Below are 13256 nucleotides of genomic sequence, written 5' to 3' on the forward strand. Positions count from 1 at the left end.
AGCCGTTCAGTCTGCACTGAACGGCTTTTTTACGTCTGAAGAAACAACTTACAGAATGGTAGCCAGCGCGCACTGCCGGTAATGCGCGGCAGCCTGTTCCGTTTGTTGCAAGGCATCGTGCATCTGCGCCAGCTTCAGGTGGGCATCGCGCACCATTTGCGGCTCGTGCGCGTCCGACAAAGCTTGCTCCAGGTGGCGCTGGGCCTTGCCCCACAGTTTTTGCTTGAGGCACAAGGTACCCAGGGTCAGCGCCAGTTCCGCGTCCAGCGGACGCTGTTTCATCCATTGCTCGCAATGCTCGATCTGCAGCAGCAGGGCCGGCGTGCCGCTTGGGGCCGCCGCTTCGCGGTAGGCACGCACGACGCGCTCGTCCCAGTCGGCGGCCAGCGACTCTTCACACACGAGGCGCGCTTCGTCGTGCAGGCCGCGCGCATTCAGGGCCGTGGCGGCGCGGCAGGCGATATACGGCTTGACCCTGTCCGCGCTGGGCACGGTGGACCAGACGCGCATCAATGATTCGGCATCATGCGACGGGTCGGACAGCAAATGGTCGTAGGCCAGCTCGCGCAGGCGCGACGACAGGGCCGGATGCAGGGCACGGTGCTTGTCGAGCGAACGCACGAGGCGCAGCACTTCCGGCCAGTTCTTCGCCTGCTGCTCCGCTTTCAGCGACCATTGCAGCGCGTGGATATGGCGCGTGCCGCTGGCATTGAGTTCGCGCACGGCGGCCAGGGCCGCTTCCGGCTGGTGGTCGTCGACCAGCAATTCCGTCACCGTCATCAAACGGGCCGTCTTCAGGCTGGCATCGCCTTCGACTCTGGCCAGCCAGCTGTCGCGGCGCTCGGACTGCCGCATGCGGTGCGCGGCACGCGCGCCGATCAGCGCGGCCAGGCCGGCGTTTTCTTCCAGCTCGGCGGCGCGCAAGGCGGCTTTTTCCGCATGGCCGAAACGCCCTTCGAACAGGGCTTTCAAGGCTTCGCGCAAGCCCTTGTTGCCATCGCGCTCACGCTTGCGCTGGCGGTAGGCCGCCACTTGCGCCGGCATGCGCACGGTAGCGCGCACGGCGCGCACCAGCAGGTACAACAGCACGAACAGCGCGACCTGCAGCAGCAGGAAGAAGTTCAGCGACAAATCGATGCGGTACGGCGGATAGAACAGCACCACGTTGCCGGGATTGAAACGGGCCGTCACGGCGATACCGATCGCCGCGGCCATCAGGGCGAGTAACCAGAGAAATAGACGCATGGGCTCAGGACTTCGCTTTGTAGTTGCGCACAGCCGTCAGGCTGTCGGACAAGGTTGGCATTTCGATGGCCAGGTTGCTGCCCTGTACCTGGCGCAGCAAGGCTTGCGCCGTCTGCGTGCTCTTGGCGCGGGTGTCGAAATACTTGGCCAGCGCATCCTGCGCAGCGATCAAGTCGTTGCGGAAAGCCGTTTCATTGCGCGACAACAAGGCCATGCGGGCATTGAGCAAGCGCAACTTGACGTTTTCACGCAAGAAATACGATTGCGTCGGCGACAGCATCAGCGCTTCCGGCGTATCGACGCGGCGGATGCGTATCAATTGACGCACGTCGGCCCACATGTCGCCGCTCCAGGTATTGAAGCCGTCGCGTACTTTTTGCAGCAGCGGTTCCGGTGCCGGCGGCCCTACCAGCTTGCCGCTGGCATCGCGCACGGGCTTGGCCCCGGCCTTGGCCTTGCCCGGCTTTTCCGGCGCAGCCGGCAAGGCCGGCGTTTCGTCGGACAGCATCGGCAGGGCGTCGATCTGGGCGATCACGGCATCGAGGCGCAGGGCCACGCCCGTCGAATCGACGCTGGGCAGGGCCTTGAGTTTTTCCATGTCGCGCCCGATGGCGCGGCGGATGGTGATGAATTGCGGCTTGTCGGAACGCGACAGGCTGCGGTCCGCGTTTTGCAGGGCGATCAGCGCACCGGGCACGTTGCCGGCCAGTTGCAGCTGCTGGCTGGCCGTCGACAGTACTTGCTCGATTTCCGTCAGCGCCCACTCGTCGCGGTTCTTCGACAAGTCGTTATACAGCTGCTCCAGGGCCAGCTGCTGGCTTTGCGTTTCGCTCTGGCGGTTTTCCAGTGCGCCCACCTTGATTTGCAGCTCTTTCGTGCCTTCTTGCACGTTGCGCGCCAGCACGCCCGTTTCGGCATTGCTGACATCGCCCTTTTGCAGGCGCTTGGCCACTTCTTCGCGCAGGTTGCGGATCTGTTTGCTGGTCGACCAGCTTTGCGCAGCCAGCAGCACGGCCAGCACGATGACGGCAATGCTCATGGGCTTTTGCAGCTGTTCGAGCAGGGTCGGCGCGCGGCCAGCGGGTTGGTCGGCCGCCTGCGGCGCCGTCTTCACGGCGCTGCCAGGCGTTGCATTCGGTTCGGAGAGTGTAGGCATTTCGTTCATGGTCGTGATTGTAACGCGGCGAGCACTCCTGCGTCGCCTGATCCTGTCAAGGTGACACGGGCAAAACCCAGGGCCGCCGCCGTTTGTGCAATGCGCGCGTGCGGCACGATCAAATGCTGCTGTTGCATTTTCACAACAACCGTCTTTTCATCCCCCATTTCACCCAGCAGCGCCAGCAAACCGCGCAGCGCTTCCGAGCTGGTGATGATCCAGTCATTATTATGCTGCAACAGCTTTTCAAGGGTCGCCCGCAAGGCCGGCGTCAGCAGCGGTACCTTGCGGCGGTAGGCTGTGACGAACTCGACTTCGGCACCGGCGGCGCGCAAGCCGTCGGCCAGGTAGTCGCGTCCGCCGTCGCCGCGCACGATCAGCACGCGCTTGCCGCGCAGGGCAGACAAGTCCAGCGCCAGCAACAGATGTTCGGAATCGCTGCGCGCCGTATCGAGCGGGCTGGTGATGGTCGCGTTGGCGTCCGTCACGCCGTGCGCCGCCAATGCCAGGCGGCTGCCCTCGCCCACCACGGCCAGCGGCAGGCCGGATGGCCAGGCGGGCAAGTGCGCAAAGACGCAGTCGATGGCGTTGGGCGAGACGAAGGCCACCAGGTCATACTCGCGCAGGCGCGCCAGCACGGCTTGCAGCTGCGCGCATTCCTCTTCGCCATCGAGCGCGTGGATCTCCAGCAGCGGCAGCAAGGTCACGGGCCAGCCCAGCGCCGCAATTTTGGCGGCCAGCGGCCCCGCTTGCGCTGCGGGCCGCGTGATCACCACGGTGTCAGGCATGCGGCGCCAGGCCTTCATGGTTGTCGGGCGTGACGGCACACGAGGCGAGGATGCCGGCGGCGTCCTGGCCGCGCAGCAATTCAGCTACTTGCTCGCCCAGCAGTTCCGGCGCGCTGGCCGGACCACTGACATCGGCGCTGGCCATGCGCGCGCCGTCCGGCGTGGCGACCATGGCGCGCAAACGCATCTGTTCGCCCTCGACGGTGGCGAACGCAGCCAGCGGAATCTGGCAGCTGCCGCCGAAGATCTTCGACACCTTGCGTTCGGCCGTGACGGCTTGCGCCGTGGCCGCGTGGTTCAGCGGCGCCAGCAGGCGCACCAGGTCGGCGCAGTCGGCGCGCCCGCTGCGGATTTCGATCGCCATGGCGCCCTGGCCGGCGGCCGGCAAGCTGTCTTCCGGCGCCAGCACGGCGCGGATGCGCGACGCCAGGCCCAGGCGTTTCAGGCCGGCGGCAGCCAGGATGATGGCGGCGTAGTCGCCACGGTCCAGCTTGCCCAAACGCGTATCGAGGTTGCCGCGCAGGGGCAAAATCGTCAGGTGCGGATAGCGCGCGGCGATCAGCGACTGGCGGCGCAAGCTGCTGGTGCCGACGACGGCGCCATGCGGCAACTCGGCCAGGCTGGCGTAATCGTTCGACACGAACGCATCGCGCGGGTCTTCGCGCTCGAGGATGGCGGCCAAAGCAAAGCCTTCCGGCAACTCCATCGGCACGTCTTTCAGCGAATGCACGGCCAGGTCGGCGCGGCCTTCTTCCATCGCCACTTCCAACTCCTTGACGAACAGGCCCTTGCCGCCTACCTTGGACAAGGCGCGATCGAGAATCTGGTCGCCGCGTGTGGTCATGCCGAGAATTTCAACGCTACACTGTGGATACAGGGCGGCCAGGCGCGCACGCACGTGTTCAGCTTGCCACATGGCAAGACGGCTCTCGCGCGTGGCAATCACCAGGCGGGCGGGTATGTTTGGAGTCAATTCGGATGCTTTCAAAACAAGTTCTTTCGCTGTCATTGTCGTTGCGATTGGCGTTGCCAATTCACCCGTCCGATATCAATTTGTATCGGGTGGCGCCCGGCGTCGCTATAATCGTTATCCCTTAGCCTAGAAGGCCAAGTCAGGCTAGCGTCCATGTTGAAGACCACAAATTTTATCATGCGCCCCCTCCCCTCTGCGGCCAAACGCCCGGTGCGATCCACATTCCCTTGCTTTTACACTTACTTTGGTTCTTTATTATGCTCAATGACGCAGTAGCACCAGAAATAGTTCCAGCGGCCGCCTCCGACAAGGACGCGCCGCTGAAAGAAGACATCCGCCTGCTGGGCCGCCTGCTGGGCGACGTGCTGCGCGAACAGGAAGGCGACGCCGTCTTCAATGTGGTGGAAACCATACGCCAGACGTCCGTGCGCTTCCGCCGCGAAGCGGACGCGGGCGCCGCGCTGGAACTCGACGCCATGCTCAAGGAACTGAGCCGCGAACAGACGATTTCCGTCGTGCGCGCCTTTTCCTATTTTTCGCACCTGGCCAACATTGCGGAAGATCAACACCACATCCGCCGCCGCCGCGCCCACCTGCTGGCCGGCTCGCCAGCGCAAAAGGGCAGCGTCAGCTTCGCGCTGAAAAAACTGCGCGCCGCCGGCGTGCCCCGCAAGACCGTCGACACCTTCTTCCAGGACGCGCTGATCGCGCCCGTGCTGACGGCCCACCCCACGGAAGTGCAGCGCAAGAGCATACTCGACGCCGAGCACGACATCGCCCGCCTGCTGGCCGAGCGCGACGTGCCGCAGACGCCGAAAGAGCGGCAAGCCAATATGCAGCTGCTGCGTTCGCGCGTTTCCACCCTGTGGCAGACGCGCATGCTGCGCTACTCGAAGCTGACGGTGGCCGACGAGATCGAAAACGCCCTGTCCTACTACCGCATCACCTTTTTGCGTGAACTGCCGGGCCTGTATGACGATATCGAGGACGATATCGCCGCCGAATACCCGAACGGCGACGGCACCATCGAACCGATCAACGCCGCCTACGTACAGATGGGCAGCTGGATCGGCGGCGACCGCGACGGCAACCCGAACGTCAACGCGGGCACCATGCAGCATGCGCTGGCGCGCCACGCCACCACCATCCTCGACTTTTACCTCGACGAAGTGCACGCGCTGGGCGCGGAGCTGTCCGTCTCGACCCTGATGGTGGGCGTCAGCGCCGAACTGCAGGCGCTGGCCGACCAGTCGCCGGACGCCTCGCCGCACCGCAGCGACGAACCGTACCGCCGTGCCCTGATCGGCATCTATGCGCGCCTGGCCGCCACGGCCCGCGCGCTGGGCGCCACCAACATCCTGCGCAAGGAAGTGGGACCGGCCGCCGCCTATCCGGACGCGGCCGCGTTTGTCGCCGACTTGCGCACCATCGTCGCCTCGCTCGAATCGCACCACGGCGCGGCCCTGGTGCGCCCGCGCCTGGCCACCCTGGCGCGCGCGGCCGACATCTTCGGTTTCCACCTGGCGTCGCTAGACATGCGCCAGACGTCCGACGTGCACGAAAGAGTGCTGGCCGACCTGTTCGCGCACAGCGGCGTGGCCGCCGATTACTCGGGCCTGTCCGAGGAAGACAAGCAGGCGCTGCTGCTCAATGAACTGGCCCAGCCACGCCTGCTGTACTCGCCCTACATCGCCTACGCCACGGAAACGGATTCCGAGCTGGCGATCCTGCGCGCGGCGCGCGACATCCGCCAGCGCTACGGCGCGCGGGCCATCCGCAACTACATCATTTCGCACACGGAAACCGTCTCCGACTTGCTGGAAGTGTTGCTGCTGCAAAAGGAAACGGGCTTGCTGCGCACCGATTGGAAGGTAGGCGGCGAAGGCGAAAGCAGCTGCGAGCTGATGGTCATCCCCCTGTTCGAGACGATCCCCGACCTGCAGCGCGCGGCCGGCATCATGAGCCAGGTCATGGCCTTGCCGTTGGTCAAACAATTGATCGCCAAGCAGGGGCAGTTGCAGGAAGTCATGCTCGGCTATTCCGATTCGAACAAGGATGGAGGCTTCCTCACCTCGAACTGGGAACTGTACAAGGCGGAACTGGCGCTGGTATCCGACTTCCAGAAGGCCGGCGTCAAGCTGCGCCTGTTCCACGGCCGCGGCGGCACGGTAGGCCGCGGCGGCGGACCCAGCTACGAAGCCATCCTGGCGCAGCCGCCGGGCACAGTCAACGGCCAGATCCGCCTGACGGAACAGGGCGAGATCATCGCCTCGAAGTTTTCCAACGCGGAAATCGGCCGGCGCAACCTGGAATTGCTGGTGGCCGCCACCCTGGAAGCGAGCCTGGCGCCGCAGGCGGCCAATCCCGCCCACGCGAGCCAGCTGGCGCAGTTCGAAGCCGTGATGGCGCAGCTGTCGGACCTCGCCTATCACGCCTACCGTCACCTCGTGTATGAAACGCCGGGTTTTACGGAGTATTTCTTCTCGGCCACGCCGATTGCGGAAATCGCCGAACTGAACCTCGGTTCGCGCCCCGCCTCGCGCAAGGCCAACCAGCGCATCGAAGACTTGCGCGCCATACCCTGGGGCTTTTCCTGGGGCCAGTGCCGCTTGCTGCTGCCGGGCTGGTTCGGCTTCGGCAGCGCCATCGATGCGTGGATCAAGCAGGCTGACGGCGACGCGAAGGATGACAAGATCGCCACCCTGCGCGCCATGTATGCCGAATGGCCGTTCTTTGCCACCCTGCTGTCGAACATGGACATGGTGCTGGCCAAGACGGACCTGGCGATTGCCTCGCGCTATGCGGAACTGGTAGCAGACCAGGACTTGCGCGAACGCATCTACAAGCGCATCACGGACGAACATGGCAACACCCTGCGCTGCCTGGAGCTGATCACCGGCAACACCGAGCGCCTGGCGGGCAATCCGCTGCTGGCCCGCTCGATCCAGAACCGCTTCGCCTATCTCGATCCGCTGAACCACTTGCAGGTGGAATTGATCAAACGCAACCGCGCCCTGTCAGCGGAAAGCAAGATCGATGAACGGGTCCACCGCGGCATTCAGCTGTCGATCAATGGCGTGGCGGCCGGCCTGCGCAACACGGGCTGATCGCGCCAGGCGGCCATTGGCAGGCAGGGGCCGGCACCGCAAGGGCCGGCCCTTTTGCTTGCCCAATGGCAAAATATTCTCAATAAAACAACAATTGATATTACACTAGCGGTTAACACCTTTCCCACTCCGGCCCCATGCGCACCGCAGCGGCCAACCATGACGCCAGGGACGCGGATGAGCAAATGGTCGATTGAAACACTGGGCGCGGCGTGCGCCGCACTGATCCTGATCATGCTGGGCTGGCTGGCAGGCGCAGCCTGGCCGGAACTCGACTTCTGGGAGCATGTCTGGCTGGCCCTGTTGCTGCTGGCCGCCGCCGGCACGGCCATGTGGCTGATGCGCAGGCTGCGCGCCCACCTCGCCAGCACGCGTTCGCAGCTGGACGCCAGCCTCCTGCGCTACCAGCACCTGAGCGAAACGGCGCAGGACGGCATGTGGCAAACGGATGCGCACGGCCGCATCCTGTACGTCAACCAGCGCCTGTGCGACATGCTGGGCATCCCCGCCGGGCAACTGCTGAACCACTCCATGGAGGAATTCCACGACGAGGCCACCTTGCTGCGCCTGTGTCCGCTGCGCCAGACGGCGAGCGACAGCTGCATGGGCGAACTGCAGTACCGGCATGGCGACGGCACACAGCGCTGGGCCATGCTCAGCGGGCGGCGCCTGTACGACCGCGAGGGACGCCTGACGGGCGCGCTGGTCATGGCCAGCGACATCACCGAACACAAGCGGGCCGAACACGCGTTGAGCCTGGCCCATGCGGAGCTGGAAAACCGCGTGGCTCTGCGCACGGCCCAGTTGCTCGATGTCAATATCCAGCTGTCTGCGGAAATCGCCATGCGCGCACAAACGGAAGCGGCCCTGGCGCGCAGCGAAGAGCGGCTGCAGGACATCATTTCCATGATGCCCCTGTCGCTGTTCCTGAAAGATGCCGATTCGCGCATCGTGCTGATGAACCAGGCTTGCGAACAGCAATGGGGCGTGTGCCAGCACGACGTCGCCGAAGGGCGCGACCTGAAGCACTTTCCCGAGGAACAGAACGCGGGCTTCCACGCGGCGGACCAGGAAGCGTTTGCCAGCCGCAAGGTAGTGATCCGCGAAGAACGGATATGGAACGTGCAGTTGCAGGAAAATCGCCTGGTGCAGACGCACAAGAAACCCGTGTTTGACGCCGACGGCCGGCCTCAGATGATCATCGCCATGGCCATCGACATCACCGACAGCAAGCGCAACGAGGAAAACCTGCAGCGCACCCTGGCCCAGCTGCGCGAACTGACCGACCACCAGCAGACCATCAAGGAAGCGGAGCGCCGGCGCATCGCGCTCGACATTCATGACGACCTGGGCCAGAACCTGATGGTGCTGCGCATCGACGTGTCGCTGCTGCACGCGCGCACGGCCCAGACTCACCAGCGCCTGCACCGTCATGCGCAGCGCGTGCTCGACACCATCGACGCCACCATCCGCTCGGTGCGCAGCATCATCAATGACTTGCATCCCAGCACCCTGGAGCTGGGACTGGGCCCGGCGGCCGAATGGCTGATCCGCCAGATGGAGGGTCGCGGCGCCATCCGCTACCGGCTCACCCTCGACAGCGAGGCGCCCGACCTGGGCCTGGACCAGCGCCAGACGTCGGCCATCTTCCGCGTACTGCAGGAATCGCTGTCGAACATCGTGCGCCACGCCCAGGCCAGCGAAGTGGAAGTGGCGCTGGCGCAAGATACGGACGCCATCGTGCTGCGCATCAGCGACAACGGCATCGGCATGCAGCCGGGCGACCACGGCAAGCGGGCCGCCTTCGGCCTGAAAAGCATACGCGAGCGTGTCCATGCGCTGGGCGGCGAACTGCGCATCGACAGCCAGGCGGGCCGCGGCACGGCGCTGGCCATCCGCCTGCCCCAGCAGGCAGGCCAGCACCATGTCGATCATGCTAAAACACAAAAATTAGCAAAAACAGTAGTAAATTAAGTATGCATTTGTGGCATAAAAAAGTATAGTAAGTTTTTTTGAGGAAACTATCATGCCGCTACGGTTCGCCTGCTTCCCCGCCCCACGGCTCGGTCTGCTCCTGCTGGCCGCTATCCCCACCGCCAGCGCCACCATCTATGCCGAACGGGGCTTTGGCGAAAGGGATGGCAATGGCAGCATTGCTTCCGACCTGAACCCGGCCGGCCTGGTGGCCGGCATCATCATGGAAGAAGAAGGACGGCGCCGCGCCGTGACCTATCAGCATGGCCGCATCCGCGAGCTGGGCACCCTGGGCGGCAATGAAGGCTTTACCAAGGCTATCAATACCCATGGCGTGGTGGTCGGCTCGGCGCAGACGGCCGCCGGCGCCTGGCATGCATTCCGCTTTGAAGCAGCGGGTGGCATGCGCGACCTGGGCACCCTGGGGGGCACCAGCAGCTATGCCACGGCCATCACGCGCGACGGCATGATCGCCGGCTATGCCGACACCAGCGCCGGCGATTTCCACGCCTTTGTCACGAAAGCCGACCACAGCCTGCAAGACCTGGGTACCCTGGGCGGCGCCAGCAGCTATGCCAGCGGCCTGAACGCACATGGCGTAGTGGTGGGCACGGCGCAGCGCGGCGACGGCTACCGCCGCGCCTTCGTCTACCGCCCCGGCACGGGCATGCAGGAAATCGGCACCCTGCCCGGCGGACGCATCAGTTCAGCCACCGCCATCAATGACGCAGGCATGATCGTGGGCGCGTCTGAAACGGAGAAGCGCCGCTGGCACGCCTTTGCCTGGGATGGCAAGCGCATGCTCGACCTGGGCGCCCTGATCGGCCAGGGCGACAGCTATGCCACGGCAGTCAACGCGGCCGGACACGTCGTCGGCAGCGTCAACATCAAAGGCTTTGAACCGATGACCTTTGTCTACAAGGAAGGCGTGATGACGGTACGCCGCCGCGACGACGGCTTGTACCTGACCAACAAGATCACCGATGCGGGCCTGGTGGTCGGCGCCATCTACACTGGGCACAAGTTCCAGGCCTTCGCCGTACCGTCGCAAGCGGCTCCCGCACCGCAGCGCAGCAATCCATTCGACTGGCTGCTCACCACCATTCTCATCTCCGCCAGCGGTGTGCTGCTGTACAAATTGCAGCGTAACTATCGCATGGGCCTGCTGGGAGCGCGTACCCGTTTTATGTAGGCAAGGCACGCTACGGACGTAAAAAAAGAGGCTTGCGCCTCTTTTTTTGTTACTGCTTAGTTCTGCGTCAAGAACGTTTTCAATTTATCCGAACGCGAAGGCTGGCGCAGCTTGCTCATGGCTTTCGCTTCGATCTGGCGGATACGCTCGCGCGTCACGTCGAATTGCTTGCCCACTTCTTCCAGCGTGTGGTCGTTCGACATTTCCACGCCGTAACGCATGCGCAGCACTTTCGCTTCGCGTGGCGTCAAGGAGTCCAGCACTTCCTTGATCACGTTGCGCATCGACGCATGCAGTGCAGCGTCCAGCGGTGCCAGGGTGGTGTTGTCTTCGATGAAGTCGCCCAGTTGCGAATCGCCATCTTCGCCCATCGGCGTTTCCATGGAAATCGGTTCCTTGGCGATCTTCATGATCTCGCGCACCTTGTTTTCCGGCATTTCCATCTTGACGGCCAGGGTCGCCAGGTCCGGCTCGCTGCCCGTTTCCTGCATGATCTGGCGCGAAATGCGGTTCATCTTGTTGATCGTTTCGATCATGTGCACCGGCACGCGGATGGTGCGGGCCATGTCGGCGATCGAACGCGTGATGGCCTGGCGGATCCACCAGGTGGCGTAGGTCGAGAACTTGTAGCCGCGGCGGTATTCGAATTTATCGACCGCCTTCAGCAAGCCGATGTTGCCTTCCTGGATCAGATCGAGGAATTGCAAGCCGCGGTTGATGTATTTCTTGGCGATCGAGATGACCAGACGCAAGTTGGCGACCGTCATTTCGCGTTTCGCGTGACGCGCACGCTTTTCGCCGGCAGCCATCTGCTTGTTGATCTTGCGCAAGTCAGCCAGTGGCAGGGCCACGCGCGCTTGCAGGTCGATCATCTTCTTTTGCAGTTCCTTGACGGCAGGCACGTTGCGGCTGAGGATGGCGCTGTACGGATACTTGCAATCGACTTCGCGGTCGACCCATTCCAGGTCGCATTCATTGCCCGGGAACACCTTGATGAAGTGGGCGCGCGGCATGCCGCATTTGTTCACGCACAGCTCCAGCACGGCGCGCTCGATATGGCGCACTTCTTCCATCTGGCCGCGCAGGGTGTCGCACAGCTTTTCCACGACCTTGGCCGTGAAGCGGATGCCCAGCAGTTCCTGCGAGATGGCTTCCTGCGCCTTGACGTAGACTTTCGAGTTGTAGCCCTCGGGCGCCTTGCGCATCTTGTCGTACTGCATCGAAATGACGTTGAACTTCTCCAACGCATTCTTTTTCAGCTGGGCCAATTGCTCGCTGGAGAAACCGGCCGCGCCGCCATTGGCGTCGCCATCTTCTTCCTCGGCTTCTTCTTCCTCTTCCTCGTCGTCACCGCTGGCGGCGGCGGGCGCGGGGGCAGCGGCAGGCGCAGGGGCATTGCTTTCGTTCAAGTCGACAAAGCCGTCGACCACTTCATCGACCTTGATTTCGTCGCGCGCAATTTTTTGCGACAGGGCAACGATTTCGCCGATGGTGGTGGGACAGGCGGAAATCGCCTGGATCATGTCTTTCAGGCCGCCTTCGATGCGCTTGGCGATCTCGATTTCGCCTTCGCGCGTCAGCAGCGCCACGGCGCCCATTTCACGCATGTACATGCGCACGGGGTCGGTGGTGCGGCCGAAGTCGGAGTCGACGGTCGACAGGGCGGTAGCGGCAGCCGCTTCCACTTCGTCGTCGCTGGTGACAGTGGCGACGTTGTCGGTCAACAACAAGCTTTCCGCGTCAGGGGCGCGCTCGTAGACGGCTATGCCCATGTCGTTGAAGGTAGCGATGATGCCTTCGATCGCTTCCGGATCGATGATGTTTTCCGGCAATTGGTCATTGATCTCGGCATAGGTAAGGAAACCGCGTTCCTTGCCCATGTTGATCAAGCCCGTAATCTGCTTGCGGCGGCGTTCCAGGTCCGCTGCCGAGGCTTCCGGATCACCCAATGCGTCCGCCAGGCCGCCCTTGGCCTTGCGGTCACGCGCTTTCGACACGGCCTTCAGTTCGGCGCGCTCGACGGCGTTGAGTGCTGCCACTTCATCGTTTTCCGGCGTGAATTCGCTTGGTTTGCGACCACGGCGGCCCGGCACCTTGACGGTCGGCAAGAAGTAATTCGAGGTATCGATGGCGGCCAGGGCATCGGCGTCCGTGGTCTTGCTGACCACTTGCGCGCCGGTGATGATGGTCACGGGCGCCGCTTCTGGCTTGGCGCGCACGACTTTCGAACGGGCAGCCGTCACCACTTTATTCGTGGCAGCGCTTTCGCTGACCTTGCGTGGCGCGGCCGGGGCCTTGGCGCCAGGGGCGATCTTCACGCTTGGCGCCTTGGCCGGTGCAGCGTCGGCGACCTCGACAACGGCTTCGGCGGCCGCTGCGGCAACGGGCGCTTCCCCAACCGACTCGGCAGGTGGCACGGCAGCCAGGCGCGAACGGCTTTTCTTGACCACGGTGACGACGGTGGGCGCCGTCGTGACGGTGGCTTCCGGATTCGCTTGCGCATTATCGATGAAGTAAGATAAAGTCGTTTTGGGTACGGCAAGTGGTGCCGCAGCTGGGCGTGGCGCCTTGGCGGACAACGTTAAAGTTTTTGGCGTATTCTTCATGAGATATCTCTTAATGCGAGACCAGATGGTGTCGGCGCGAAGTGAATGATTCCACCTAAGCCTGCGAAACCGGACTCGATGGAGCGTGTTGTTGCGGCTGCCGTCAAAGGCAGCGGCGCCTGTCTATCGGGGCGCTCAAAGCCCGCGCATCCCGTAACGAGAGCGGCGGGGCCGAAGCCGGATCAGATAAATAAGCGATGTACATTGCGGAATGA

Annotated in this window: 8 protein-coding genes; 3 read left to right on the forward strand and 5 right to left on the reverse strand. The window is 63.7% G+C overall.

Annotation, left to right across the window (positions count from 1 at the left end):
* Positions 1-48 precede the first annotated feature (48 nt).
* The 4 genes from ACQ4W0_RS20510 to hemC are packed head-to-tail and all read right to left on the reverse strand — an operon-like array spanning position 49 to position 4198.
* Positions 49-1245 (reverse strand): heme biosynthesis protein HemY, encoded by a 1197-nt coding sequence (locus ACQ4W0_RS20510; protein ID WP_436578441.1) that lies wholly within the window; start codon positions 1243-1245, stop codon positions 49-51.
* Positions 1246-1249: 4 nt separating this feature from the next.
* The gene (locus tag ACQ4W0_RS20515) at positions 1250-2410 is read right to left on the reverse strand and encodes a uroporphyrinogen-III C-methyltransferase (RefSeq protein ID WP_436578442.1); all 1161 of its coding nucleotides are present in this window, start codon (positions 2408-2410) and stop codon (positions 1250-1252) included.
* A complete protein-coding gene (locus ACQ4W0_RS20520; RefSeq protein ID WP_436578443.1) occupies positions 2407-3189 on the reverse strand; it encodes a uroporphyrinogen-III synthase in 783 nt (260 codons plus the stop codon). Before ACQ4W0_RS20520 ends, ACQ4W0_RS20515 begins: the two co-directional genes overlap by 4 nt.
* Positions 3182-4198: a hydroxymethylbilane synthase gene (gene hemC, locus ACQ4W0_RS20525; RefSeq protein WP_436578444.1), complete on the reverse strand. Its 1017-nt coding sequence runs from the start codon at positions 4196-4198 to the stop codon at positions 3182-3184. Before hemC ends, ACQ4W0_RS20520 begins: the two co-directional genes overlap by 8 nt.
* A gap of 221 nt (positions 4199-4419) precedes the next feature.
* On the opposite strand from hemC, the gene ppc reads away from it, so the two are divergent.
* The 3 genes from ppc to ACQ4W0_RS20540 all read left to right on the forward strand — a co-directional run bounded on the left by ppc (position 4420) and on the right by ACQ4W0_RS20540 (position 10435).
* Positions 4420-7269 (forward strand): phosphoenolpyruvate carboxylase, encoded by a 2850-nt coding sequence (gene ppc, locus ACQ4W0_RS20530; RefSeq protein WP_436578445.1) that lies wholly within the window; start codon positions 4420-4422, stop codon positions 7267-7269.
* 177 nt (positions 7270-7446) lie between these two features.
* Positions 7447-9243, forward strand: a complete 1797-nt coding sequence (locus ACQ4W0_RS20535; RefSeq protein ID WP_436578446.1) for a PAS domain-containing sensor histidine kinase — start codon at positions 7447-7449, stop codon at positions 9241-9243.
* A 52-nt stretch (positions 9244-9295) separates the two neighbouring features.
* Positions 9296-10435 (forward strand): HAF repeat-containing protein, encoded by a 1140-nt coding sequence (locus tag ACQ4W0_RS20540; RefSeq protein ID WP_436578447.1) that lies wholly within the window; start codon positions 9296-9298, stop codon positions 10433-10435.
* Between the two features lie 56 nt (positions 10436-10491).
* Here ACQ4W0_RS20540 and rpoD read toward each other — a convergent pair whose 3' ends face one another.
* Positions 10492-13041 (reverse strand): RNA polymerase sigma factor RpoD, encoded by a 2550-nt coding sequence (rpoD, locus tag ACQ4W0_RS20545; protein WP_436578448.1) that lies wholly within the window; start codon positions 13039-13041, stop codon positions 10492-10494.
* Positions 13042-13256 lie beyond the last annotated feature (215 nt).

The sequence above is a fragment of the Janthinobacterium breve genome (genome assembly GCF_051380895.1).
Classification (GTDB): Bacteria; Pseudomonadota; Gammaproteobacteria; order Burkholderiales; family Burkholderiaceae_D; genus Janthinobacterium.